Origin of the sequence: Mycobacteroides immunogenum, assembly GCF_001605725.1 — a bacterium.
In the GTDB taxonomy this organism is placed as follows: Bacteria; Actinomycetota; Actinomycetes; order Mycobacteriales; family Mycobacteriaceae; genus Mycobacterium; species Mycobacterium immunogenum.
In genome coordinates, this window is record NZ_CP011530.1 from 2,205,546 (window position 1) to 2,231,907 (window position 26,362).

At 62.3% G+C, this 26,362-nt stretch carries 22 protein-coding genes and 3 pseudogenes; 22 read left to right on the plus strand and 3 right to left on the minus strand.

Annotation, left to right across the window (positions count from 1 at the left end):
• The first annotated feature begins 14 nt into the window (after positions 1-14).
• The 11 genes and pseudogenes from ABG82_RS10995 (at position 15) to ABG82_RS11045 (ending at position 12,220) form a co-directional block, all read left to right on the plus strand.
• Positions 15-1,514 (plus strand): flavin-containing monooxygenase, encoded by a 1,500-nt coding sequence (locus ABG82_RS10995; protein ID WP_017205328.1) that lies wholly within the window; start codon positions 15-17, stop codon positions 1,512-1,514.
• 145 nt (positions 1,515-1,659) lie between these two features.
• Positions 1,660-2,070, plus strand: a pseudogene (locus tag ABG82_RS28255) (cytochrome P450); the annotation flags it as partial.
• A 123-nt stretch (positions 2,071-2,193) separates the two neighbouring features.
• Positions 2,194-3,432: an ISL3 family transposase gene (locus ABG82_RS11005; RefSeq protein ID WP_043080596.1), complete on the plus strand. Its 1,239-nt coding sequence runs from the start codon at positions 2,194-2,196 to the stop codon at positions 3,430-3,432.
• Positions 3,433-3,462: 30 nt separating this feature from the next.
• Positions 3,463-4,515: pseudogene (locus tag ABG82_RS11010) on the plus strand (cytochrome P450); the annotation flags it as partial.
• Entirely contained in the window at positions 4,512-5,165 is a 654-nt protein-coding gene (locus tag ABG82_RS11015) for a transglutaminase-like domain-containing protein (protein ID WP_011560574.1), read from the plus strand. The pseudogene ABG82_RS11010 and the gene ABG82_RS11015, both read left to right, overlap by 4 nt.
• A gap of 26 nt (positions 5,166-5,191) precedes the next feature.
• Positions 5,192-6,811 (plus strand): fatty acid--CoA ligase, encoded by a 1,620-nt coding sequence (locus tag ABG82_RS11020; RefSeq protein ID WP_017205326.1) that lies wholly within the window; start codon positions 5,192-5,194, stop codon positions 6,809-6,811.
• 38 nt (positions 6,812-6,849) lie between these two features.
• Entirely contained in the window at positions 6,850-7,995 is a 1,146-nt protein-coding gene (locus tag ABG82_RS11025; protein ID WP_005086582.1) for an acyl-CoA dehydrogenase family protein, read from the plus strand.
• Between the two features lie 49 nt (positions 7,996-8,044).
• Positions 8,045-9,103 (plus strand): BtrH N-terminal domain-containing protein, encoded by a 1,059-nt coding sequence (locus ABG82_RS11030; protein ID WP_005086581.1) that lies wholly within the window; start codon positions 8,045-8,047, stop codon positions 9,101-9,103.
• Between the two features lie 91 nt (positions 9,104-9,194).
• Positions 9,195-9,605 carry an SCP2 sterol-binding domain-containing protein gene (locus tag ABG82_RS11035; protein WP_005110592.1) on the plus strand — a complete coding sequence of 137 codons (411 nt, stop codon included), beginning with the start codon at positions 9,195-9,197 and terminating at the stop codon, positions 9,603-9,605.
• Between the two features lie 148 nt (positions 9,606-9,753).
• Entirely contained in the window at positions 9,754-10,860 is a 1,107-nt protein-coding gene (locus ABG82_RS11040) for an NDMA-dependent alcohol dehydrogenase (protein ID WP_011560572.1), read from the plus strand.
• A gap of 160 nt (positions 10,861-11,020) precedes the next feature.
• Positions 11,021-12,220, plus strand: coding sequence for an acyl-CoA dehydrogenase family protein (locus ABG82_RS11045; RefSeq protein ID WP_011856018.1), 1,200 nt, complete (start codon positions 11,021-11,023; stop codon positions 12,218-12,220).
• A gap of 40 nt (positions 12,221-12,260) precedes the next feature.
• Here the strand turns inward: ABG82_RS11045 and ABG82_RS11050 are convergent.
• Positions 12,261-12,704, minus strand: a pseudogene (locus ABG82_RS11050) (DDE-type integrase/transposase/recombinase); the annotation flags it as partial.
• Between the two features lie 68 nt (positions 12,705-12,772).
• Between ABG82_RS11050 and ABG82_RS11060 the strand changes: the two are divergent.
• The 8 genes from ABG82_RS11060 to ABG82_RS11100 all read left to right on the plus strand — a co-directional run bounded on the left by ABG82_RS11060 (position 12,773) and on the right by ABG82_RS11100 (position 21,391).
• A protein-coding gene (locus ABG82_RS11060; RefSeq protein ID WP_225323256.1) for an IS3 family transposase occupies positions 12,773-13,935 on the plus strand; the annotation gives its coding sequence in 2 pieces (ribosomal slippage) (positions 12,773-13,057 and positions 13,060-13,935; 1,161 coding nt in all).
• A 614-nt stretch (positions 13,936-14,549) separates the two neighbouring features.
• Positions 14,550-15,461: a hypothetical protein gene (locus ABG82_RS28720; protein WP_017205323.1), complete on the plus strand. Its 912-nt coding sequence runs from the start codon at positions 14,550-14,552 to the stop codon at positions 15,459-15,461.
• Positions 15,458-16,201 (plus strand): nucleotidyl transferase AbiEii/AbiGii toxin family protein, encoded by a 744-nt coding sequence (locus ABG82_RS11075; RefSeq protein ID WP_011560566.1) that lies wholly within the window; start codon positions 15,458-15,460, stop codon positions 16,199-16,201. Before ABG82_RS28720 ends, ABG82_RS11075 begins: the two co-directional genes overlap by 4 nt.
• Before the next feature lie 177 nt (positions 16,202-16,378).
• Positions 16,379-17,494 (plus strand): CBASS cGAMP-activated phospholipase, encoded by a 1,116-nt coding sequence (locus ABG82_RS11080; protein WP_011560565.1) that lies wholly within the window; start codon positions 16,379-16,381, stop codon positions 17,492-17,494.
• Complete coding sequence (locus ABG82_RS11085; protein ID WP_005110610.1) at positions 17,481-18,494, plus strand: SMODS domain-containing nucleotidyltransferase; 1,014 nt, start codon at positions 17,481-17,483, stop codon at positions 18,492-18,494. Before ABG82_RS11080 ends, ABG82_RS11085 begins: the two co-directional genes overlap by 14 nt.
• Positions 18,491-20,266 (plus strand): ThiF family adenylyltransferase, encoded by a 1,776-nt coding sequence (locus ABG82_RS11090; RefSeq protein ID WP_011768281.1) that lies wholly within the window; start codon positions 18,491-18,493, stop codon positions 20,264-20,266. Before ABG82_RS11085 ends, ABG82_RS11090 begins: the two co-directional genes overlap by 4 nt.
• Positions 20,263-20,505: a hypothetical protein gene (locus ABG82_RS11095; RefSeq protein ID WP_005110614.1), complete on the plus strand. Its 243-nt coding sequence runs from the start codon at positions 20,263-20,265 to the stop codon at positions 20,503-20,505. Before ABG82_RS11090 ends, ABG82_RS11095 begins: the two co-directional genes overlap by 4 nt.
• Positions 20,506-20,854: 349 nt before the next feature.
• A complete protein-coding gene (locus tag ABG82_RS11100) occupies positions 20,855-21,391 on the plus strand; it encodes an HD domain-containing protein (protein ID WP_005110615.1) in 537 nt (178 codons plus the stop codon).
• Between the two features lie 8 nt (positions 21,392-21,399).
• Here ABG82_RS11100 and ABG82_RS11105 read toward each other — a convergent pair whose 3' ends face one another.
• Positions 21,400-21,867: an NUDIX hydrolase gene (locus ABG82_RS11105; protein ID WP_005110618.1), complete on the minus strand. Its 468-nt coding sequence runs from the start codon at positions 21,865-21,867 to the stop codon at positions 21,400-21,402.
• Positions 21,868-21,873: 6 nt separating this feature from the next.
• Positions 21,874-22,674: a hypothetical protein gene (locus ABG82_RS11110; protein WP_011560562.1), complete on the minus strand. Its 801-nt coding sequence runs from the start codon at positions 22,672-22,674 to the stop codon at positions 21,874-21,876.
• 253 nt (positions 22,675-22,927) lie between these two features.
• Here ABG82_RS11110 and ABG82_RS11115 point away from each other — a divergent pair, with 253 nt between their 5' ends.
• The 3 genes from ABG82_RS11115 (at position 22,928) to ABG82_RS11125 (ending at position 26,314) form a co-directional block, all read left to right on the plus strand.
• Complete coding sequence (locus ABG82_RS11115) at positions 22,928-23,272, plus strand: SCO3933 family regulatory protein (RefSeq protein ID WP_011560561.1); 345 nt, start codon at positions 22,928-22,930, stop codon at positions 23,270-23,272.
• A gap of 92 nt (positions 23,273-23,364) precedes the next feature.
• Positions 23,365-24,810, plus strand: a complete 1,446-nt coding sequence (locus tag ABG82_RS11120) for an FtsK/SpoIIIE domain-containing protein (RefSeq protein ID WP_017205322.1) — start codon at positions 23,365-23,367, stop codon at positions 24,808-24,810.
• Positions 24,811-24,814: 4 nt separating this feature from the next.
• Positions 24,815-26,314, plus strand: coding sequence for a replication initiator (locus ABG82_RS11125; RefSeq protein ID WP_011560559.1), 1,500 nt, complete (start codon positions 24,815-24,817; stop codon positions 26,312-26,314).
• The last annotated feature ends 48 nt before the right edge of the window (positions 26,315-26,362 follow it).

The following is a 26,362-nucleotide window of genomic DNA, read 5'->3' on the forward strand; positions in this document are numbered from 1 at the left end:
GTCGTCTCTGCCTCATGAGCAGCAACTTCGCGACGGCCTGTCGCGCATACGATCCGTCGATCGTGATCATCGGGGCCGGCTTCGCCGGGGTTGCGATGGCCCACCGGCTGAAGAAGGACGGGTTCACGAACTTCACGATCCTGGAAAAGGCTGCAGACATCGGGGGTGTTTGGCGTGACAACACCTATCCGGGAGCGGCCTGCGACGTGCCGTCAGCGTTGTACTCACTCTCGTACAAGCCCAATCCTCGTTGGTCACGGCGATATGCCGAGCAACCCGAGATACTCAAGTACCTCCAACAACTCGTGGAGAGTGGCGGACTGGCCGCGCATCTGCGTACCCAGACCGAAGTTGTCGCAATGACCTTCGATGACCAGCTAGGGCGTTGGACCCTGGTTACGAACTCGAACGAGACAATAACCTGCGATGTCGTCGTCTCGGCCGTGGGTCAGCTCTCCTTGCCCCACGTACCCGTTATTGCCGACGCAGACACCTTCCAGGGGCCGCGCTTTCATTCGGCGCGTTGGGACCGATCGGTTTCGCTTCGCGGCAAGCAAGTAGCCGTCATCGGCACAGGAGCTAGTGCCATCCAATTCGTGCCACACATCGCCCAGGAGGCGGAGCATGTCACGCTATATCAGCGCACGGCTCCGTGGATCTTGCCGAAGTGGGACAGCAGGTATGGAGTCCTTCACGACAGGGTGAGCGAGTTATTGCCGATGGCGCTGCGCCTCGAGCGTTTCGCGGTATGGCTAATTTTCGAGTTGCTCGCTGTGACGCTAGTCGACGCGAAGCCCCTCTCACGCGTCCTCGGTGCGATCGCGCGCCGCCACCTACATCGGCAGGTTGCTAGCCCATCTTTGCGCGAGCAATTGATGCCTTCGGACGCGCCAGGGTGCAAGCGAGTGCTGTTCTCGAATGATTACTATCCAGCAATCGCGAGTGATCGCGTGTCGTTGGTGCCGAAGGCTATCGCAGAGCTCTGCGACAACGGTGTCAAGACCGTGGATGGAGAGTTTCGTCCTGCAGATGTCGTGATCTACGGAACCGGGTTTCGCGCCACCGATTTTCTCGCCCCGATGTCCGTGCGCGGCTCTCGCGGAGTCTCCTTGGCCGAGGTGTGGAAGACCCAGGCGTACGCATATCTGGGCATCACTGTCCCCATGTTCCCGAACCTGTTCCTGCTTTATGGTCCCAACACGAATGTGGGCTCGGGGTCGATCCTCTACATGATCGAGTCACAAGTCCGTCACATCGCAACGCTCATCAAAGCCGTGGCTGCTCATCCGGGTCATGCGATCGATGTCAGGACGGAGAGCGCGCAACGCTACAACACGCGCTTGAGAAGGCGACTACGGAGGTCGGTGTGGGCGCTGTGTGCGAGCTGGTATCGAACCTCGAGCGGGGAAATCCCGACGAACTGGCCGGGGCCTACCTTGGTTTATCGACTCCTTACCCGGAAGCCGCACAGCGGCGATTACGTCTTGAGAAACGTCGGGCGTCTAAAGGTCTGAGACCCTGCAGAACCGAGCCTGGCCGACTAAGGGCACGAGACGCGCACTTAACCGCTAGGCCAATAATGTCTAGATATTGACATCAATGGCATCTTTGTAAAGACTGGTGGACGCCGTCAAAGCGGCCCAGCGTCCAGGAGGAACCATGACGAATCACCTTCTCGCACCTGCGCACCACGTGAAGGAGCGGTTGTCCTCTGTGATCATGGTCCCCGCGCCTCACGCCGTCGACGACAGATGGCGTCGATGGAGCCGGGACTGGCCGGTTCGTGAACTGGCACCGGCACCCGCGGGCAGTGGATTGAAAGCCGTCCGGGGGGATGCCGGACTGCCCTTCGTAGGTCACACGCTCGACTACATCCGATTCGGCTCGGATTTCAGTCGAGAGCGCTACGACCGTCTGGGTTCGGTGTCGTGGATGGGCGCGTTCGGCACCAAGATGGTGGTCATCGCCGGCCCTGACGCCACTCGAGAGGCGTTCACGAGCGAAGCGAAAGCATTCTCTCAGGATGGCTGGTCCTTCCTGATCGACGCCTTCTTCCATCGCGGTTTGATGGGCTCTATTGCCATGAATGTGGGTCGGGTGGGGTGTGCTATGTCTCGCGTGGCGGAGTGGTCTGGGCGCACGGGTAGCTCATAGGTTCGAAAGCTCCTACACCTCGTACCAAGGAGCTTGCCCGTGCGCGCGACCACTTTACTCAACCGTGTCCTCGACCTGCCGAAGACCACGGTCCGCGACGTCGAGTGCGGCGACAAGGTGACGGTGTGGGTGCGCCCGCAACAGCGGGTGATGTCCTGTCCGCATTGCGATTTCCGTACCCGGCACCGCTACGACACACGGATGGTGGATTCGGCGTGGCGGCACCTGGACCTCAGTGGGCGGGTATGTGTGCTCAAACTGCGGCGACGTCGGTTGCGCTGCCCCGAGCACGGTGTCCTGGCCGAGTCAGTGCCGTTCGCGCGGCCGGGATCGGGGTTCACCCGCGACTTCGAGGACCTTGCGGTCTGGCTGGCCGCCAAGTGTGACAAGAAGACGGTGTCGACGTTCTGCCGCGTCACGTGGCGCACCGTCGGGGCGATGTGTTCGCGCGTCGTGGCCGAGAAACTGGACCCCGACCGGCTGGCCGGGCTGGTCGACATCGGCGTCGATGAGATCTCCTGGCGCAAGCACCACAAGTATTTGACTTTGGTGTCCGACCACGACACCGGCACAATCGTGTGGGGTGCGCCGGGCAAGAAGGCAGCCACTCTCGACGCGTTCTTCACCGCGGCCCTACCCGCCGATGGCGCGAAGAAGATCGAGGCCGTGTCGATGGACCTCGGGCCGGCATTCGCGAAATCCGTTCGCGCACATGCCCCGCAGGCGGTGATCTGCTTCGATCCGTTCCATGTCGTCAAACTAGCCACCGACGCCCTCGACGACGTTCGCCGTCAGGTATGGCAGTCCGCGCGCAAACTGTCGGACAAGCAGATCGCCAAAACCTACAAGGGAGCCCGCTGGGCGCTGCTGAAGAACCCCGAATCCCTCACCGACACACAGAAAGCCACCCTCGCCCAGCTCAAACGCGAGGGCGGCGCACTGGTCCGCGCCTACGAACTGAAGGAATCGCTGCGGGCGGTGTTCGCCGGGGATCTTGACGCCGACACCGTCACCGACATGCTCGGGAAATGGTGCTCATGGGCGCAGCGGTGCCGGATCCCGCAGTTCGTCAAGGTCGGCCGAACCATCAACAAACACCTCGATGGCATCCAAGCCGCGGTGGAGCGCGGACTGGCCAACGGCCGCCACGAAGGGCTCAACAACAAGGTCCGGTTGATCATCCGCAGGGCCTACGGCTTCCACAACGCCGAGAACGCGCTCGCCATGATCATGCTCGTCTGCGGACCGGTGACCCTCGAACTCCCATACCACACATGAGGTCATCCACATTCATGGCAATAGAGCCGTTTGATGCTCATGAGCTTCGACGAGCACTTGATGCACCGGCGCATCATGCAGGAGGCGTTTACGCGTCCGCGCCTGACCGGATACGTCGAACAGGTAACGCCATGCGTTCGCTCGGCAGTGCCTGCGTGGCCGGTGGGCCCGTCGGTTCGAATCTACCCACTGTTGAAGGAACTCACCCTCGACATCGCTACCGACGTCTTCATGGGCGGCCGCGGCAAGGACGAGAGCGATGCTGTCAACAAGGCGTTCGTCGCTACGGTCCGGGCGGCGAGTTCCCTTGTGCGTGCTCCGCTTCCGGGAACCAGATTCCGCGCTGGTGTGCAAGGGCGGCGCGTTTTGGAGGACTACTTCTTCCGGCATCTGCCGGCCGCGCGAGCCGGTGAAACGGAGGATCTGTTCGCTGCTCTCTGTCAAGCCACGACCGAAGACGGGGAGCGGTTTTCCGACGAGGATGTGGTGAATCACATGATCTTCTTGATGATGGCGGCCCACGACACCTCGACGATCACCACCACAGCGGTCACCTATTTCCTTGCCAAGTATCCGCAGTGGCAGGAGGCTGCGGCTGCGGAAGCCGCGGCCATCGGTGACGGGTTGCCGGACATCGAGGCCCTGGAGAAGATGACGGTCATCGACCTCGTGATCAAGGAAGCGCTCAGACTGCTTGCACCTGTTCCGCTGGTGATGCGCAAGACGGTTCGAGATGTCGCCATCGATGGATATCACATCCCCTCGAACACGTTATGCGCTATAACGCCTGCCGTGAATCACTTCGATCGAACGATCTGGAGTGATCCGGAGCGGTTCGATCCCTCACGTTTCGACGAGCCTCGGCGCGAAGACCAACACCACCGATTCGCCTGGGTTCCGTTCGGAGGTGGAGCGCACAAGTGCATCGGCATGCAATTCGGGACGCTCGAAGTCAAAGCAATCCTGCACAGGATGCTGCGTTCGTTCACTTGGAAGGTTCCGGAGAACTATCACGTCCGATGGGACAACACCTCGCTGCCCATTCCGGTGGACGGACTTCCGTTGGAGATGAAGCGCCGATGACCGTCGACCACAGCCCCTACCTCGAACCCACGGAGTTTCTTGACTGGCAACAAGATTCGGTACGTGACTTCGTGTCATCGGCGATCCGTGGTGCCTGCGGCGACACCGAGAAGGCCATCGCCATCTTCACCGCGGTCCGTGACTCCATTTGGTACGACCCCTACACGGTGACCGACAACCCGCACGCGTATCGCGCCAGCACCGTCGCGACCGCAGAACGGGCCTACTGCGTCCCGAAGGCCGTGCTCTTGACTGCAGCGTGCCGAGCGGCGGGAATCCCGGCGCGGCTGGGGTTCGCCGACGTCCGAAACCACCTCCAGACCAAGGCATTGCGCGAGCGGATGGGTGGTAGCGACGTTTTCGTCTACCACGGCTACAGTCTCATGTTCCTCAACGGTGCGTGGGTAAAGGCCACCCCGGCGTTCAATCGCGAGCTGTGCGCACGCTTCGGTGTCTCGCCGATCGAATTCGACGGCCGTAGCGACGCGCTACTCCATGGTTTCACCGCTGACGGCACCCAGCACATGGAGTATCTGCGCGACCGGGGAGCCTACGACGATCTACCCCTAGCAGACATCCTGCAAGCACTGAGAACGCATTACGGCACATTCATCGATCAGCCGAACAGCCGTCCCGACCTCTTCGCCTGAAAGGGCACTACACGATGCAAAGCACAATGCAAAATGTTCCGCTCACGGTGTCGGCGATCGTCCAGCATGCGGCAGCCATACACGGTGACAGCGAGGTCGTCACTCCGACCGGAAATGGATATCGGAGAACGCCTTACCGCATTGTGCTGGCGCGAGTGGCTCGCCTTGCCAATGCGCTGCGCAGTCTTGGCGTCACGGCAGACCAACGCGTGGCCACCTTCCAGTGGAGCAACCAGGAACATCTGGAGGCCTACTGTGCGATTCCCTCCATGGGCGCGGTCCTGCACACGCTCAACATTCGTTTGGCCCCAGAGCAACTGGCGTACATCGCCAATCACGCGAGCGATCAGATCGTCCTAGTCGACGCTTCGGTTGCCCCGTTGTTGGCGCGCGCGCTCCCAGCGATGGCGTCGGTGCACACCGTCATCGTCACCGGAGAGGGCGACCTTGCCCCGCTCCAGGGATGCGGGAAGACCGTTCTGCGTTACGAGGAAGTGCTTGCCGGCCAAGAAGAATCATTTGACTGGCCTGAGCTCGACGAGCTGTCCGCCGCGGCCATGTGTTATACGAGCGGTACCACCGGAGATCCCAAAGGCGTCGTCTACAGCCACCGTTCGACGTACCTTCACTCCCTGACCGCCTGCACAGCTAACGCTTTGTCAGTCAGCGAGGCCGACCGTGTGCTGGCCATCGTCCCAATGTTTCACGCCAATGCGTGGGGGCTTATTTACGCAGCGTTGATGTCCGGTGCGGATCTGGTACTGCCTGACCGGTATCTCCAAGCCGAACCGTTGGTGTCGATCATCGAAGACACCAGACCGACCTTGGCCGGTGCAGTGCCGACGATCTGGAACGATGTCGACCGATATCTGGATTCGCACCCTGAGCGGGACATTTCTTCGTTACGGCTGGTCGCGTGCGGGGGGTCTGCTGTTCCGCTTTCGTTGATGCGGGCATTCGAAGAGAAGTACGACGTGCCCATTGTGCAGGCCTGGGGTATGACCGAAACCTCTCCGTTGGCGACCGTTGCACGTCCGGCTCACAGAGCCGACGCGACGCGGCGCTGGGAGCTGCGCGCATCCCAGGGCCGACCGATCTGCGGTGTCGAAATCCGGTTGCGGGACGACGACGGGAAAGACGTGCCGTGGGACGGGCAATCAGTTGGGGAGATCCAGGCGCGCGGTCCCTGGATCACCGGGTCCTATTTCGGAAACAACGATACGGAGAAGTTCGACGAAGGATGGCTGCGTACCGGTGATGTGGGCAAGATCGACGCCGAGGGCTATCTGACACTGACCGACCGCTCGAAAGACGTCATCAAGTCAGGTGGCGAATGGATCTCCTCGGTGGAGCTGGAAAACACGCTGATCGGCCACCCTGCCGTGTACGAAGCGGCGGTAGTCGGCGTCGCGGACGATAAATGGCAGGAAAGGCCGTTGGCGCTTGTCGTCGTCCACCCCGGAACCGACGTTGACATTGACCAACTCCGATCGTTCCTTGCGGACAAAGTCGCCAAATGGTGGATTCCCGAGCGATGGAGCTTCGTGTCCGATATTCCGAGGACGAGCGTCGGAAAGTACGACAAAAAGGTCATCCGTGCGCGCCACTCTGCCGGCGAATACCTCATCGAAATCGAAACGTCATAACGTCAAATCCCTGGAATTCCAACAGTCGGAAGGTAATCATGTCCTCACCAATCTCTCCCTGGATGAATGCCGAATTACTCGAGCTTCGTGACCTCGCTGCGAAGTTCTTCTCGGCCGAATTGGCGCCGCATGCGAACCGCTTTGCAGACCAGCACCACGTCGACCGAGAACTGTGGAACCGAGCAGGCGAGCTGGGCCTGCTCTGCATGTCTATACCTGAGGAATACGGCGGAGGCGGTGGCACTTTCGCGCACGAAGCGGTCGTGCTTGAAGAGCAGGCCCGCATAGGTGACAGCTCATGGGGCGCGGGACTGCACAGCGGAATCGTCGCCCACTACATCCTGCAGTACGCGACTGAAGAGCTGCGCGCGCAGTGGCTTCCCAAGATGGCGTCCGGTGAAATGATCGGGGCGATCGCCATGACAGAACCGGGGACCGGGTCCGATCTGCAGAGCGTCAAGACAAAAGCCCTCCTGGACGGTGACGAGTACGTGATCACCGGCTCCAAGACTTTCATCACCAACGGCCAACAGGCCGACCTCATCATCGTTGTTGCCAAGACAGATCCGAGCCAGGGCGCTGCGGGCATCTCTTTGATCGTTGTCGAGGCTGACCGGGCGGGATTCCGGCGCGGCAAGGTTCTCGACAAAATCGGCCAGCGCGGCCAGGACACCTCCGAGTTGTTCTTCGATGAAGTGAGAGTTCCGCGCTCGCATCTACTGGGCCAGTCTGAGGGACAGGGCTTCATTCAGCTGATGACGCAGCTGCCACAAGAGCGACTCATCGTCGCGGTGGGGGCTGTCGCAGCGATGGAACTTGCCCTGGAGCAGACGCTCAAGTACACGCGTGAGCGGGAGGCGTTCGGTCGGCCTGTCTTTGGCTTTCAGAACACCAAGTTCACGCTGGCTGAAGCCGCGACAGAAACGCGCATCGCACGAGTGTTCCTCGACTACTGCATCGACCTGCACCTTGCGGGTCAACTCGACGTGCAGACCGTCGCCATGGCGAAGTGGTGGACCACTGAGCGAGCGATGAAGGTACTCGATGACTGTATGCAGCTTCACGGCGGATATGGCTACATGACCGAGTACCCCATCTCGAGGTTGTGGGTGGATCAGCGCGTGCAAAAAATCTATGCCGGCACGAACGAGGTGATGAAGGAAATCATCTCGCGTTCCCTATGACTCAGAGGAGTTGCCGCCCGCACGTTAGTCATCTAGAGGAGGAGGACTGATGGCATCGATGGTGGTGCCGTATCGCCACGACATGGGCGGCCACTGCGGATCGGGGGCTCTTCGGGATTTGACCGAATGGGCCGGGATCCGTTGGGGTGATGACACCCCGGACGAAGGCATCGTGTTTGCTCTCGGCGGGGCCCTCGACTTCTCGTATGTTCGCTCGGCCCACCTACGTCCACCGATCTACCTCGTTGGACGCAGCGCGGACCTCGAAGACGAATACTTGACCCGGTTGGGCGCGCGCTTCGAGTGTCGTTCGACAGACGACCCCGATCTCGGGTGGAAATGGGTGACCGAACAGATCGATGCCGGTACGCCGGTCATGGTGTGGACTGACATCGCCGAATTGCCCTATCTGAGAACGCGTCTGAGTATGAGCCGGCACGATGTCGTGATCGTAGGGTACGACGACGACGAGGAACTCGCCTTCGTGGTCGATAACGATCGCGATACACCTCAAGCCGTGCCTTACGAGAATCTACGGAAGGCGCGGGCATCGACGGGATTTCCCGTCCCCACGCGGCACACCACCTACGTAGTCGAGTGGCCCGGCGCGGCACCAGATCTCGGCAATGCTGCCCGGTCGGCCTTCCGTAGGTCCGCGGACGCGATGCAGGGTTCGTGTGTGAGCGCGCCGATCACCGAGGACTCCGATTGTGAAATTCAGGTGCGTGGGCTACCAGGGGTATCGACTTTTGTGGAGGATCTCAAGCGGTGGCCGAAGATCTTTGACGACGACACCCTCGACGGAGCCTTGTTTGCGCTGAGCGCCTTCATCGAAAAAGCCGGAACCGGAGGCGGTCTGTTCCGAGATCTGCAAGCACGTGGATGTCGGCGCGTCGCTGAAGAGTTGAGTTTCGAACCTGCGTTTAAAGCAGCGGAGGCTGCAAAGACCGCATCTGAGTTGTGGACCGCGGTTGCGCACGCCGCTTATGACCGCGGTGCAGATCCGCACCGAAGAGCGAGCGGCGCCGCGTCCGTGGCTGCGCAATTGCCGACAGCCGAACGTCGACTCGCGGAGGCGCTGAGGGAGGCAGGAGATCTACTCCTATGAGTTCTGATTGCTTCGGAGCAAGCCGAACTGGTTGCGACCCAGCAGATTTATTTGAGCGCTTTGAATTGTGTCATAGGAAGGGAGAATCACGATGGCTGTCTTCGCTGATGCGGAAGAGGTTTACCGCTACCTCGCCGGCATCTTTCGACGAGGTTTGGAGAACGAAGACCTTGCGAACAGACTTGCCGGGTCCGGGGTGGTGTTACGGATCCACTACACCGATCCGGATGCGGTAGTAACCGTGGATATGCCGGAGAAGGTCGTAGAGACCGGCGCGGACAGTGGCGTTACACCGAATGTCGAATTGTTCATGTCCGCGGATACCGGCAACAGGTTCTGGTTGGGGAAGGTGAACTTGACCATGGCGATGGCGAAAGGAACTGTACGAGCGAAAGGTCCTGTCACCAAACTGATCAAGCTCATACCGCAGGCAAAGAACCTCTTTCCGGAATACCGGGCAATCCTTGAGGCCGACAAGCGTCACGACCTGCTCAATGTGTGATGTCGGTGCGGTACCGCGCCCGGGCCCGGGTGAGCGGCGCGGGCCTCTGGGCGATGTGCCCGGAGATCATCCAGGACAGTTCGCGCGACCACCGTGCGCGGTCGGGATAACTACTCGAGAAGCGTAATTCGATAGAAGGGACTTCAACATGAAGACACGTGCGGCTGTTTTGTGGGGCTTGGAGCAGAAGTGGGAGGTCGAAGAAGTCGATTTGGATCCGCCAGGTCCCGGGGAGGTCCTCGTGCGGCTGGCGGCCACCGGCTTGTGCCATTCCGACGAACATCTGGTGACCGGCGACCTCCCGATCCCATTGCCGGTAGTGGGGGGTCATGAGGGTGCTGGCACAGTCGTGGAGTGCGGCGAAGGGGTTGAGGAACTGTCCGAAGGTGATTCTGTCATCTTGACCTTCCTTCCCTCGTGTGGGCGCTGCTCGTACTGCGCGCGCGGCATGGGCAATCTCTGTGAGTTGGGAGCGGCGCTCATGATGGGACCGCAGATCGACGGCACCTATCGCTTTCACGCACGAGGCGAGGACGTCGGGCAGATGTGTTTGCTCGGGACGTTTTCCGAGTACACAGTGGTGCCGCAGGCGTCCGTGGTCAAGATTGACGGCGGAATCCCCCTGGATCGGGCAGCCTTGATCGGTTGCGGCGTCACGACCGGTTACGGATCTGCGGTGCGGACTGGGGAGGTGCGCGCCGGGGACACCGTCGTGGTAGTGGGAGCGGGCGGAATCGGAATGAATGCGATTCAGGGCGCGCGAATCGCGGGAGCGCTGGCGATTGTGGCGGTCGATCCGGTGAAGTTCAAGCGAGAGCAAGCGAGCGGGTTCGGTGCGACGCACACCGCGGCCTCGATGGATGAAGCTTGGTCGCTGGTCAGCGATATGACGCTGGGCAAGCTGGCTGATGTCTGCATCCTCACCACCGATGTGGCTGAGGCCTCCTACACCGCGGAAGCGCTGGCCTTGGTCGGAAAGCGCGGGCGCGTCGTGGTCACGGCCATCGGGCACCCCGACGACTCATCGATCTCAGGATCACTGCTTGAAATGACGCTTTACGAGAAGCAGATTCGTGGCGCTTTGTATGGCTCATCCAATGCGCCGCACGATATTCCGCGACTGGTCGAGCTGTACTCCGCTGGGTTGTTGAAGCTCGATGAGTTGGTCACCCGCGAATACTCCCTCGACCAAATTAATGAGGGCTACCAGGATATGCGTTCAGGAAAAAATATCCGAGGGCTGGTCCGGTTCTGAAGAGCATCATGCCCACTGCTGGTCTCCATGTCCTTGCGTTGCTGCAGATCATGCGGCCGGGCCCCTTGGGTGGTTGGCGTCGGGTCCTTCTTTCCCGTCGTGAGGACGGCAAGCATCAGACACCTCATCGATCATCTATCACATTCTCTGGGAGGCTGAGATGACGGACGCTGGCACGACCACGGCAAGCAGGGATGGGGCTGCTCGTTTCGCTATCGCCCCGGAGGTGTGGACCACGCCGGAGCGACGAGCGCTGAGCCAAATGGCGCGGTCTTTCTCGGAACGTGAAATCGCGCCGAAGCTAGCGGAATGGGAGCACGTGGGTGAGATTCCGCGCGACCTGCATCTCAATGCTGCCGAGGTGGGGCTTCTCAGAATCGGGTTCCCGGAAGAAGTCGGCGGCAGCGGCGGCAATGCGATTGACTCTGCACTGGTCACTGAGGCCATCCTGGCCGCAGGCGGGTCCACTGGCGTCTGCGCCGCCTTGTTCACCCATGGCATTGCCCTTCCCCACATTGCCGCCAATGGCTCCGACGCCCTGATTCAACGATATGTCCGTCCTACGCTCGCAGGAAAGATGATCGGCTCGCTGGGCGTTACCGAGCCTGGGGCAGGCTCAGATGTCGCGAATCTGCGCACACGCGCGGTGCGCGAGGGGGACACCTACGTGGTCAACGGAGCAAAGACGTTCATCACCAGCGGAGTTCGAGCGGACTTCGTTACTACGGCGGTACGCACCGGCGGACCGGGTTACGGTGGAGTTTCATTGCTTGTGATCGACAAGAATTCGCCTGGATTCGAAGTGTCCCGCCGGTTAGACAAGATGGGGTGGCGATGTAGCGACACCGCCGAGTTGTCTTTCGTCGACGTTCGCGTACCGGCTGACAACCTGGTGGGGGCAGAGAACAGTGGGTTTTTGCAGATCATGCAGCAATTTCAGGCTGAACGGCTCGGCATCGCCGTCCAGGCGTACGCGACGGCGGGTCGGGCTCTCGACCTTGCCAAGAGTTGGGCGCGGGAACGTGAAACGTTCGGTAGACCCTTGACGGGGCGCCAGATCATTCGCCATAAGCTTGCGGAGATGGCTCGACAGGTCGACGTGGCGTGCACCTACACCCGTGCGGTCATGCAGAGGTGGCTAGCGGGGGAGGATGTCGTTGCCGAGGTGTCGATGGCCAAGAACACCGCTGTGTATGCGTGCGACTACGTGGTCAATGAGGCGGTTCAGATCTTCGGTGGGATGGGCTACATGCGTGAGTCTGAGATCGAGAGACACTATCGAGATTGCCGAATTCTCGGAATAGGCGGCGGCACCAACGAAATCATGAACGAGGTCATCGCCAAACGTATCGGACTCTAGCTACTTGATTGAATCGCCCTGACTTTCCCGGAGGCTCGGGTTATTGGATTCCGGCCAGGGGTTGGTCGGTCCCATGTGCATCGTGGAACGCGGCTTCGAACTCGGTGGGTGGGATGTCATTAAGGTAGCTGTGTAAGCGGCTGGTGTTGTGCCAGTACACCCAGCTCAGGGTCGCGAGTTCGACGTCCTCGACGGTCTTCCACGGCCTGGTGCGGACTGGCCCGTAGATCAGCTCCGCCTTGTAGTAGCCGTTCACCGTCTCCAGGGCATTATCGTAGCTGTCTCCGATCGTGCCGATCGAGCGGACCGCTCCGATCTCGGCGAGCCGTTCGCCATAGCGGATAGAGGTGAATTGCGATCCGGCATCGGAGTGACATGTCAAGCCCGGCAATGTGTTTCCGCGTGACCAACGAGCCATCTCCAACGCATCCAGCACCATGGTGGTACGCATGTGCGACGCTACCCGCCAGCCCACGATCATCGGGTCTGCTGCACCAATAGGTGACATCTGAGTTGGCTTGCCCAAAGCGGGCGGGCTGGAAGGATGTCAGTGTGCCTAGGCCCTACCCCCGTGAATTTCGCGACGACGTCGTCCGCGTTGCCCGTAACCGCGACGACGGGGTGACGATCGAGCAGATCGCCACCGATTTCGGCGTGCACCCGATGACGTTGACCAAGTGGATGCGCCAAGCCGACGTCGACGAGGGCGCCAAGCCAGGTAAGAGCACCAATGACTCCGCTGATCTGCGCGAGCTACGACGCCGAAATCGGTTGTTGGAACAAGAGAATGAAGTCTTACGGCGGGCAGCGGCGTACTTGTCGCAGGCCAATCTGCCGGGAAAAGGGTCTACCCGCTCGTAAGTGAGCTCGCCGCCGACGGGATTCCCGTCGCGGTGACGCGCCGGGTACTCAAGCTCGCCCGCCAGCCCTACTACCGCTGGCGGGCAAATCCCATCACCAATGCCGAACTCGTCGAGGCATACCGCGCCAACGCCCTGTTCGACGCGCACGGCGAGGACCCCGAGTTCGGCTACCGCTACCTCGTCGAGGAGGCCCGTGAGGCCGGCGAGCCGATGGCCGAGCGCACCGCCTGGCGCATCTGCTCACAGCAGCAGTTGTGGAGCGTGTTCGGCAAGAAGCGCGGCAAGAACGGCAAACCAGGACCGCCGGTGCACGACGATCTGGTCCAGCGCGACTTCACCGCTGAAACGCCAAACATGTTGTGGCTCAGCGACATAACTGAGCATTATACCGGCGAGGGCAAGCTCTACCTCTGCGCGATCAAGGATGCATTCTCCAACCGCATCGTGGGTTATTCGATCGACTCCCGAATGAAGTCACGCCTGGCGACCGCCGCGCTGCGCAACGCGGTCGGCCGCCGTGGGGTGGTCGCCGGCTGCGTGGTTCACACGGACAGAGGGTCGCAGTTTCGAAGTCGAAAGTTCGTCCAGGCCCTGCACCATCACGGCATGGTCGGCTCAATGGGACGTGTCGGCGCGGCCGGCGACAACGCGGCGATGGAGAGCTTCTTCAGCCTGCTGCAGAAGAACGTCCTCGACCGCCGCCGCTGGGCCACCCGAGAGGAGCTGCGGATCGCCATCGTCACTTGGATCGAACGCACCTACCACCGACGTCGCCGCCAAGGCGCCCTCGGCCGGTTGACCCCCGTCGAATACGAAGCCATCATGACCACGACGGCCAGTCAGGCCGCGTGACCGAAATTGTCACCTGATCGTGCAGCAGACCCACTTCCTGATAGAGCTTGGCACAGGCCTCTTTGGTAGGTGCACCGTCCTCGCGTGAGTCAGATGCATCGGGGTCGGGAGGCATATTAGACACGGCACGACCTTAGGACGGCGGTCTCACATGTCACGCCGACGCGCCGTTTGCTGTGGTGGGTCTGCTTCCGCAGCGCGGGGACAATATGGAGACCTTTCGGTCACATCGGTCACATCTGTCACAGGCAGCAAACACTCCGAAACGACAACAACCCTGCCTGAGCATTGCGTTTGCATGGTGCGCCGTCAGGGTTTCGAACCCCAGACCCGCTGATTAAGAGTCAGCGGCTGTCAGCGATGCCTGGGCTACCGGCGTCGCCGCGAAAACGTCAGAGTAGCTCTATCTGCTCAGGTTCCTCGACGCTAGGCCCGTTAAACTCCACCAGCGTATGACGGATCAATGGACGGTTTGTACGCCACTGGTTGGTCGAAGTCAAACAACCAGAACGCTATTTATCGACAATAGGTTGTTTGACAAGTAGTCACTGAGTAGAGTAACAGACGTGCTCTCTGCTTCGATTCCTGCCCGCTTGGTCGACGCAGGCGTGCGGATGGTGACTGGTGATGCACACAGCATCACATACCGAATCGATGGCCGCGCCGTAGTAGCGGACCTGGTTCTGGCAGAACGTGTGCCATCTCCGGCCGCAGTCCTTAGTCGTGTGCGCCGCCATCCAGGCCGCCGCGTATTCGTGGTGTGCGAGACCATCTCAGATGAGGCACGTTCAGCGCTCCTGGCTCAGGCTGACGTGGATCTCAGCGTCGGCAGCACCGGCGAACTGGTGCTCTCCGGGCGAACCTACCGAACGCCAACACCAGGACGGCCGCCCCGCGCCGCCAGCGAGCGCAGCTGGCGGCGGCGGGCGGCTGAACGGGTCTGTGTGCTTACGCGCGGTCACCTCCGCCAACGCGACATTGCCGCGGCCATCGGAGTTAGCCAGCAGGCGGTGTCCAAAATGACCGAGAAGGATCCGCTGCCGGACACGCCGATGACCGAGGCTGCGCGCCGGGAGCTCCTGGTGAAACTGGCATTGGTACCTGCGGACAGCGGACTTGTCGAAACGTACTGGTATGGAATGGATCCGGTAGTGGAGCAGGTGCGCAGTGCGACCCGACTCGGCGCCGAGCTCACCGTGCCGATCCTTGCTGGCGGCGAGGTCGCCGCCGACGTCCTGCGACCGTGGCAGGTACCAACCAGAGGTCTGGTCTATGCCAAAGAACTGGTCGACCTCTCCGAGTTCGGTTTGGTGGAGGCCACCGCCGAGGAAGCGACCTTGACTGTGCGGGTTCCCGCCGACCCGACCGTCTGGACGACCGCGGCCTGGTGGCGGCGGGTTCGTGATACGCAGCGTTCCGACATCATCACTGTGGATCCAGTGATTGCGCTTCAGGACCTCAGCGGCGGTGCCGATCTTGGCGACGGTGCACCGCAGCATCTCAGCGACTGGATCGTGCACCGGTGACCGGAACAGCATCGGTGCAAATCGCCTGCACTGCGGTGGCCGACGACAACGGAATGCGTGCACTGCGTGACGTGGCCGCAGTCACTGCCGACATCGAGTACCGCGTCATCGGCGGTCACATGGTGCGACTGCTGCGGCACGTCTACAACGTGTCGGGCATACCGCGACTGACCTCCGACGCAGACACCGGGATCGACGTCAACGTGGCGTCCACCGGGAACCTCCACGATCGACTCACCGCACTGGGGTACACCGCTGAGTGCGGCAACCGCTACGAGCGGGGTGAGCAAGCGGTCGACCTCTTAGTTCCCACCGCAGCCAAACCAGGCAAGCGGATCATCGGCGAACGAGCCTTCGACGGAGCGCCAGGGCTGCGGTTGGCGCTCGCCCTACCGCCGATCGAAGTCGCCGTCACAGCCCGACTCACCGACGGCGACACGGTTGAGTTCGAAATTCCGGTTCCCGACGTCGAGGCAGCATTCGTGTTGAAGATGCTGGCACGTACCGTTCGCGACTCCGAACGTGACCTCCAGGATATCGAGACACTACTGGAGATCGTCGCGTCACAACCCGATTACCACGCTTCGCCGTGGCGCCTGGGCGACCCCAAGATCACAAAGGCCGGCGAGCGCGGCGACGCTGCGCGTGTGGCAGCGCAGATGATCTCCAGTCCGCCGACGAGGGTGCCGGCCAGAGTGCGGGCGCTGCTCCGGCGCCATGTCGCCATCGTGTCGCGATGACGCACCAGCAGACAGTCGTTCGTTTCCGTGCGGCTACGCCGAGCGAAACGGTTTCGGTCTCGACGGAGCCGGCAAATGCTGAGCCGGAGCATTGACATGGCTGCTGGCTGCGCGGGTCCCCACGCCGGTGGCAATAACGGCTAGGTCGTTGTCGGCGGAGCGGCGTAGTCTAGTTACATGGATGTAGTTCCCGCGACGCCTGCCAACCTTGATAATGGTACGTCCTCGCCGGGACCTGGCGAATTCGCCGCGCAGGTCTATCCAGCAGCCGAGCGCGAGGCGGCTGGCCCGCGCCCCGAGCGCTTCCAGGTCCTCGCTCTCGATGGAGGGGGCGCCAAGGCGTTGTTCACTGCGCATGTGCTTGCACGTCTGGAGCAGGATCTGGGCGTTAGGATCACCGATTCCTTCGACCTCATTGCTGGCACGTCGGCGGGCGGCATCGTCGCACTGGGTCTCGGTGCGGGCCTCACGCCGAAGGAGATTGTCTCCCACTACGAAGAACTGGTCGAGAAAGTCTTTCCGGCGTCGAGGCGGCGAGGATGGCGCCGACCACGGCAGCTGAGATCGCCCATCTATGACGCAGAGGCGCTGCGGCAAGCGTTGACCGGCGTCCTCGGAGCCCGACTCCTTGGCGACAGCACGAAGCGACTCGTCATTCCCGCGTGGGATGTACAACGCGGGGCCGTGCACATCTTCAAGACTCCGCACCACACACGGCTGACCCGCGACTGGCGCATACCGATGGTGGACGTTGCACTGGCGACCTCGGCGGCGCCGCTGTACTTCCCCGCGGCGTACGTCGACGGACACAGGCTCATTGACGGCGGAGTATGGGCCAACAACCCGGCTGTCGTCGCGATCGCCGAGGCCGTCAGCATGCTCGGTGTTCCTCTCGACGCGATTACCGTCCTCAACGTCGGCACCATTGATCAGCTGACCGATCACCCCAAGCGCTTGGACCGCGGCGGACTCTTACACTGGGCAAGACCGATTGCCCCGCTGATCCTTAACGCCAGCAGCCGTGGCGGACAGGGCCTCGCCGAACACTTGATCGGCAAATCCAACTACACGCGCTTCGACGCTCTAGTGCCCGGCGGCCTCTACGCACTGGACTCGGCGGACCCAAAGGACGTGGCCGGCCTCGCTGCCTCAGTCAGCCGAGAACTCAGCCCTAGCTACACCGCGAAATTCGCTGACCACCAGGCGCCCGCATACACACCGGTGAACGGACGCCGACACCGCGACGATCCGGGCAGCATTTCACACACGGAGGCCCCCAATGCAACTCGCTGACCACTTCAACGTCTTGCTGAAAGACACGGTCAATCTCAGCCAGTTCAAACTGGACCTACTCAACCAGCGCGTCGAAGCCATCTACAAGGCACTCAAAGCCGACGTCGAAATCGGTGCGCTGATCACCGGCAAGACGCCGCAAGGCTCCTGGGCACACCGCACGATCATCAACCCCGTCGGTGACAACGAGTTCGACGCCGACTTCATGCTCGACATGAGCCAGAACCCGGACTGGGCCGACAACCCCAAGACCTACATCGATGAGGTCTACGCAGCCCTGCATCGGCACAGCACCTACGGCACCATGCCGCACTCACGTAAGTGCCGCTGCGCGCGGCTCGTCTACGCCAACTCCATGCACGTCGACATCGTCCCTCACCTCAACCTGGCCGACGGTCGAGAGGTCATCGTCAACCGCGACGACAACGAGTGGGAGCTGACGAACCCGCAGGGTTTCACCGATTGGATGAAGAAACAGGACTCTATCGCCAGCGGGAACTTACGCAAAGTGATCAGACTCATGAAATACCTTCGTGATCACAAGAATTCGTTCACCGGCACACGTTCAGTCCTGCTGACCACCATGCTGGGGGAGCAGGTAACAGACTTGCGCAAGCTCCTGGACCCGAGTTACTACAGCAACGTCCCCACAACTCTTCTTCATGTCGTGCAAGACCTCGACACCTGGTTGCAAGCGAACCCGATCAAGCCCTCCATCGCCGACCCGTCCGGTTCCGGCGTGACGTTCGACCACCGGTGGGGACCAGACCCCGAGAGCGCTCAGGCGACCTACAGCTACTTCCGTGACCGAATCCACGTGCATGCCGCCGACATCGAAGCGGCCTACGAGGAGAAAGACAAAGACCGCAGTGTCCAGCTGTGGCAGAACATCTTCGGCGACGGATTCAAGGCGCCGGCCACAACAACCGCTAGCGCGAAGTTTCCAGCAGCCACCTCTGCCGCGGACTCAACAGTGGGGCGCTCTGGTCGGGCAGGGTGACCAGACGCCACCAGCCCACGCTGACGGGCTGGCAGAAGCATCTCCTCGCCGAACTCAAAGCGCTAGCGCAACAACGTCCCAACGAAATCCAGGTCCGAGGAAGACCCACGCTCGACGCTAGCGGCGAGGCGTCGCTCCGCATCTCGCTACGCACGGCCGCCATCCCGCATCATCCGGGTGGCCTGCAACTTCAAGAGACCGAGGAGTTCATCCTTCAGCTTCGCCCCTCTTCGTACTCGCTACCGGCTATCGACGTTGATCACACTCGGTTTCTCGGCTACCCCCATGTGCTCGCGGGTCAACGACTATGCATCTATTTGGATCCTTCACGGGAATGGCAGCCGACGCTTGGTGTGGCCGGCCTACTCACCCGCCTTTGGGACTGGCTCGTCGACGCGGCCGCCGGAAACTTCGACGCCGCCACCGCCATGTACCACGCTGTTGGCGGAGTGCCGCATCAGGCACATGACACACCGACGATCGTTACCCGAGAACCCGGACCGGCGAAGCGCCACCAAACGGCTCACCTGATCGCCCGGTCAACGCACCGATACGACCTGACGTACTCGCCTGGAGCTGCCGGGCATCGCGTACCGGTAATTACCCTGGCCACCGCGCTGCCGTTCGGTGCCGCATCCACATTCGCGCTACTGCTTGCTCTCCTGGACGACCCCTACCTTGACCGCCTCGAAGGACGGGCTCCCCGGATCGCACCGCAATCGCCGGCGTTCCTCACCGCCCTCCTGGCGAGTGCGTTACGAAATCACCACGACGCCGAGCAATACTTCGTCCTCGCCGTGCCGCACCCCGCTGGAGGCCCACCCCACCTCTTGGGCGGACGGCTCCCCACCCCAACGGCGAATGCGCTCCGCGAGGTCGCGCAGCAACGGGGTGTGGGGGTTGTTCTCGACCCCGCGAAGATCAACACTGAAATCCCGATTGAGTGGTGCAGGATGTCCGACGAACGACCCGAAGTGACAACCCGCCGCGACGACGGCCGCCCCGTGAACGGATTTCAACGAAAGACTGTCCACATCTGGGGCTGCGGCGGGCTCGGATCATGGATCGCCGAATTCATCGCTCGCGCAGGAGCATCGGAGATCACCGTGTGCGACCCTGGCATCGTCACCGGCGGCTTGCTCGTCCGACAAAACTACGTCGAAGACGACATTGGCCGTTCCAAAGCCGAGGCACTCGCTGGACGGCTCCGCGCGATCCGTGATGACCTGACGGTCACCGTCGCAGAAGGGCACCTCCCAGAAGACCACACGTCATGCCTGGCAGCGGATCTCATCATCGACGCCACAGTGAACAACGGCATCACGAGCTGTCTCGATGCGTTGGCAACTGCGCCGACGCGAAAGGCATTGATCGCTCAGGTCGCCACAGACGCTCGCTCTGGCACGCTCGGCCTAGCCGTGCTGTGCGCCGCAAGCGCAACAGCGACAGTTTCCAGCATCGATCAAGACGCTGGCCGAACAATCCAGGGCGACAGCGGACTTGAGCTCTACCACACGCTGTGGCAAGAACCCAGCGATGACGAACTTATACCAACCAGGGGCTGCTCGGTCCCCACATTCCACGGCTCGGCAGCCGACCTCGTAGCGGTCGCAGCCACACTCGTCAACCTGATCGGAAGCCACCTCCAACAACCGGACTCCGCGGTTTCGGGCACACACCTCATCGCTCTGCCGCACGCGGCCAGCGGCCCCCGACACCACTTCCTCCCCGGTGTAACGCACCCCATGGATCACACAGCAGGGACAGAATGAGGGCAACGGAACGTCAACGCAATGCCCCATCAGAGGGCGTCATTGTCGAGCGTCTTCGCACCGAGGCAACCAACTGGATCAACGCCGTGGCGCTCCAATCAGGACGCATCGACCGACGCTTCAACAAGCGGCACGCCGACCACGTGGAACTCCAAACTCTTGAACGTGACCTGCACTTCTTCCTGTTAGCGGCGGTACGCCTTCGCCGCTGTATCGAGCAGGTGTCTCGATACCAGTAAAGAAAGTTCTCACATCGCAGGTCAGCGACGGTCAGGCTATTGGTCCGGCCTGCCGCTCGCGGCGTCTCGATGCGGCGAGCAGCGAGGGCAGCTGCGCCTCGTCGTGATGCCAGCGCTGTGGCCTGCGACTTAGTTCCGGCGCCGGTCGTGGGTGCATGCATGCGTGGCGGCGGACGGAGGGCGGAGCGCAGGGAGCGGCGCGGACGGGAGCGCCAGCGGACGGGAGCAGAGCGAGCGTAGCGAAGCCTGCTGGTGGCCGCCGGTTCCTGCGGGTCGCGGGTGTCCAGGATCTGCGCCATCAGCCGCGACGGGGCTGCGGCATGGTGCTGGGGCTCGTAGGCTGGCGGTTGTGAGCGTAGTTTTGGCGCAGCGTGCACGGCGCGAGGCCGAGGCGCGGCTGGCTGAGCAGCCGCGGCGGTTGGCGCATGTCCGGGGGGTCGCGACGACTGCCGAGCGGTTGAGCCGGCGTTTCGATGCTCAAACGGCGGACTGTCTGGTCGCGGCGGGGTGGTTGCACGATATCGGTTACGCACCGTCGGTGCGCCGGACCGGTTTTCATCCCCTTGATGGAGCGGAGTTCGTGCGATCGGCGGGTTTCGGGGAGCTGGTCGCTTCCTTGGTGGCCTTTCATACCGGAGCGCACGCGGAGGCTGCCGAGCGGGGCTTGTCGGGTTTGTCCGCGTTCAGCGATCCGCCCAGCAATGTCCTTGATGCGTTGACTTTTTGCGATCTGACGACTGGACCTGACGGGGCGCCGATATCACCGCGAGATCGACTACGCGACGTGTTGGCGCGTTATGGATCCGAGGACCCGGTGCACCGGGCGGTCGACGCGGGCCGCGACGAATTGTTGGCGGCGGTCCGGCGAGTACGCGACTGGCTGTAGCCCAGCGGTCAGCCGAGGTAGGGGCTGTCGCGGCGTTGCAGGTAGTGCTCGACGCGCAGTCGCATCGACGGATGCATATCCAGGCCAGCGATGTCGTCGGGGGCAGTCCAGGCGATGTCGGTGCTTTCGTGGTCGATGGCGAGGGTCCCGCCGAGCACCGTGGTGGCGAACAGTAGCGAGAATTGTTGGCGCACTTCGCCATCGGTGAACGCGACCACGTGGTGGGGGTTGGTGTAGACACCGACCAGACCCGTGACTTCGACGTCGAGCCCGGTTTCTTCTTTGACTTCCCGCACGGCGGTGTCGGCGATGGTTTCGCCGATGTCGTGTCCGCCGCCGGGTAACGCCCACAGGGTGTTGTCGCGGCGTTTGATCAGCAGAATACGACCTTGTTCGTCGGTGACGATGGCCGAGGCGGACGGAACGACACTGTTGGGCGCCGGGGCGTTGGGGTCATTGTAGTAGTCGGTGCGCATCGGGGGTCAGCCTTTCGCGGTCAGCGGTCTGGCGCGGTTCCAGACCTGGGTGAAAGCGTCTTCGAGGGTGGTCCAGAGCCTTGGCTCATGGTGACGTGACAGAACCAGCACAGGGTTGTTGCGCCCGGGTGAGCCGTAGATGTGGAAGTTGACAATCATGGCGTCATCGACCCGAAAGATCGACGTGTAGAGCGCGGTGTCGTGGGTGCGAATGTCCAGCCCCGGGGTACAAGCGTGAGGGGCGAGCAACTCCACCGACGTGCGGCAGCGGGCGATGACAGCCTCGCCGATCCCTTCCTCCTCACCGCGCAAGATCGTGGTCGCAGTGTCGGGATCCCCGACGAGAAACCGCACCGACACACCGCGGGCGGCGGCGGCGAGCAGGGTGTCGAGGAATCCGTCGAGGGTGTCGAACAGGAACGTGGCCGCGAGCACGAGGATGTCGATGCCGGTGGTGGCGTCGGCGAAATGCTGCTGCCACGTCGTGATCGGCAGCTGAGTACGGCTGGCATACAGGGTCGCGGTGAATGGCCCACCCGCAGACGCTGTTGTCACTGCACGGGGGGTAGCGGCCGGGTACTGCTTGGGCCACAGGTCATGCGGAGTGCAGTCGAGCACCTCGCTGGCGCTGCGGGCGTTGTGTTCGCGAATTCTGTAGTCGCTATCGGCCAGCCAGCGTCGCACCGACTTGATATCGACACCCACCGCGGTGGCGAACCGCTGCGAGGACAGACCTTTGGCCTGTAGCCGCTGCGCGAGGCGATCGTTGGGAGTGATGGCGGCCTCGGTGCCGTCCTGCTCGTCCATCGTGTCAGCGCACATCTTCCCGTGTCGTCCGTATCCATCCTTCAGCGCGTGGTGTCTAGTTTGCCATGCGATTGCCGCCACCCTGCGGCGATAGTGTCGGTGTGATGTCCGTGGGTATGTCCGGCCGTGTCCGAAATGCCCGTGGATGTGTCGGAAATGTCGGCACATGTCTCTCGCAACGTCCGTGATGTCCACGTGAACTGAATCCAGCGCCGGACCGGCGTCAACATCTCACGAAAGGACTAGTAGGACAATGCGTTTGAGAATCGATACGTCTGGAACTCGTTTTATCGTCACCCGCGCTCCGGAGCCACGGCTGAACTTCGAAACCGGCGCCCCGAAAGTCGACACCGCCACCGGGATGCCGATGTACGCCACCCAGGTCCTCGCGCTGGATGACTCCGGCGGCGAAGTACTCAATGTCACCGTGGCAGGAGACCCCAAAGTTACAGTCACGCAGTCTATTTCGGTGGTTGGTCTGGTGGCCATCCCGTGGGCCCAAGGTGATCGCAGCGGGGTGGCGTTCCGCGCTGATGCCCTCACCCCCGCCACCGCCAGTGGTGCTGCGCCGAGTGAGCAGACACGCCCGCAGAAGTAACCCCAAGCGGGTGTGGGGTGCGGTGAACCGATCACCGCACCCCGCCACCCCGGGCATTGCTGTTGACCACACGCTCACGGAGGGCATCTCTCATGACATCGAACAATAAGAACACCACCAACAGTGGATCAGGCGATGACGACTGGTTCGGAGAACTGGTCATGTCGCTGTTCACCGCAGCCGGGTATGTGCTCTGGTGGGCGGTGCTGTTCCCGGCGATCAACGTGCCCATCATCGCCAGCCTCGTGCTTGCCATCAGCCACGGCCCACGCGTGGGCCTGATCTGCGCGATCGTGTGCAGTGCCGGGTATGCGGGCTGGGCCTGGCTCCAACCGGGGTCATTTCGCGCCTGGGTGACCGAACCGGTACGGCGGCGCTGGCTCACGTGGTCGCGCTACACCCGCACCTGGGAATCGACCTGCACCTTGCACGGCCTGACGGCCACACTCGGCGGCCGCACCCTCACTCCCACCCTGCGCACGGTGACAATCGGTAAAACCACCGATGTGCTGGCGGTGCGCATCGTCACCGGCCAGTCCGTGGCAGATTGGCATAAACAGTCCGACGCGCTGGCCGCCGCGTGGCGCGCCGACCGCATCAGCATCACCGCCACCTCGCCTGGCGAACTGCGCATCACTTTAATGCGGGCAGACGTGCTCGCTGAACCGATCGTCCTGCCCATGCCCGCCCCGGCAACCCCGGTGGACCTGGCGCTGGTGCGGGTCGGGATCACCGAAACGCGGCATTGGTGGCAAGTGCCGCTGCTCGGTCACCATGTGCTGATCGCCGGGGCAACCGGCGCAGGTAAAGGCTCAGTGCTGTGGTCGTTGATCGCCGGCATCGCCCCCGCGGTGAAGACCGGACTGGTGCGGTTATGTGTCATCGACCCCAAAGGTGGCATGGAACTCGGTGCCGGAGCACCCCTGTTCACCGTGTTCACCCACGACGCCACCGACACCACCCTGGAGCTGCTACGCCAGCTCGTCACGGTGATGCACGCCCGGGCGAATCGTCTGCGCGGCCACACCCGACTACACACTCCCACGACGTCGGAGCCGTTGTTCGTGGTAGTGATCGATGAAATCGCAGCACTGAGTGCGTATGTGACCGACCGCAAGGTCCGCACCGAAATCGAACAACTCCTGGGCCTCCTGCTCTCGCAAGGCCGCGCAGTCGGCATCAGCGTCGTCGCCGCGGTGCAAGACCCCGCCAAAGACACCCTGCCGTTAAGGCAGCTGTTCACGGTGCGGATCGGGTTGCGCCTGACTGAAGCCACCCAAACCACTATGGTCCTGGGACAGGGAGCACGCGATGCCGGCGCCGAATGTGACCGCATCCCCGACGCGACACCGGGTGTTGGCTACATGATGGTTGACGGCACCGCCTACGCCCAGCGGGTGCGGGCCTTCCACGTCACCGACCACGACATCACCGCGCTGGCCACTCGGTTCCGCCGACCCCCGAGCCGACCGAACAAGACCCACCAGCCACACAACACCGATACCGGGCACACCGTGGGTGAGGGCAGCGGTGAATAGCTCCATGACATCGGCGCAGCTTGCCCTGCCGGGTGTTCCGGATACAGTTGATACCACCCGAGTGGTCGAGCAGATGGTGCGCCGGGCCGCGTCGATGGGATACCAATCCTGGTGGCGACGAGCAGAATCCGTCGGATTCTGCGCTCACCCCATCCAGCTGATCGGTACCGATGAGTACGGGCGTCAGCGGGTGGTGTGGACGCGGTGCAACAACCGTCGCGCCCACATTTGCCCGTCGTGTTCAGATCTCTACGCCCGCGACACCTGGCAACTCGTGCACGCCGGCGCTGCGGGAGGCCACCACGGCATGCCCACCGCGGTGGGCGATCATCCGCAAGTTTTCCTCACCCTGACTGCCCCCAGCTTCGGGGCCGTCCACACCGCCACGACGTCGGGGGACAAGAAAGCGCAGGTATGCCGAGACCAGCACCGGATCGGCGGCTACCGCCGCTGCCCGCATGGAAAACAATTGTGGTGCAGCATGTCCCATGATCATGGCGACGAGCGGGTCGGTCAGCCGCTCTGTCCGGAGTGCTACGACTATGCCGGGCATGTCCTGTTCGCCTGGCATCTTCCCGAACTGTGGCGACGCTTCACCATCACCATGCGGCGCACCCTCCGCAAAGAACTGAAAGCCACCGGTGTGGATCCGGATGCGGTGCGGGTGAGCTTCATCAAAATCGTCGAACTGCAAGCCCGCGCCATCCCACACATCCACGCCCTGATCCGCCTGGACCCCCAAGACGACCCCGATCAGACCGATTGGGAATCACCCATCGGTGCAGTCGAACTCGCCACCATCATCCAACACGCCGCCCGCACCGTCACGCTCACCATCGACGATCCGACCGCTGATACCGATGCGCGGACGATGCGTTTCGGCACACAGATCGACACCCAACCCCTCGCCGCATCCGCAAAACCAGTGAAAAGTGCTCCACCAGAACCAGAACCAGAACCAGGGTCAGGCTCAGGACGGTCCATGTCTGGCCGGCTGGTGGCACGCTATCTCGCCAAGTATGTCACCAAATCCTTGGTAGACCTCGGAATCAGCGCGCGCCGCCTATCTACGGAAGCCATACCCGACCTGGACGTGTCAGAGCATGTGCGGACCATCCTGACCACCATCAGCGATCTCGCGGACAAAGGACTGTCCGGCATCGGGCGGTGGTTGCACACCCTCGGATTCCGCGGCCACATCACCAGCAAATCCCGCCGTTATTCCACTACCATGACCGTGCTGCGCGAACAGCGCGCCATTTGGACGCGTGAAGAACGCTTGAAAAGCACTGCATACCAATACGATCCCAACTGTGACTTCGCCGGTCGCGATGATCTGGTGGCGTGGGAGTTCGAACGTGCCGGCCTCGGCAGCCTCGGCGATCGCAGTCTCGTCTATTCCGCGGCCCTCCAACGCATCCACTCCCGCCTCATCGGACTGGTAGAAGCACGTCGCCAAGCCCACAACGAACAATGGGATCCGCTAGGGGCAAGCGATGGCTGAAAGATGCCCGACTACGACACATGCTCGCTCCGAGTGTGACGTTCGAGT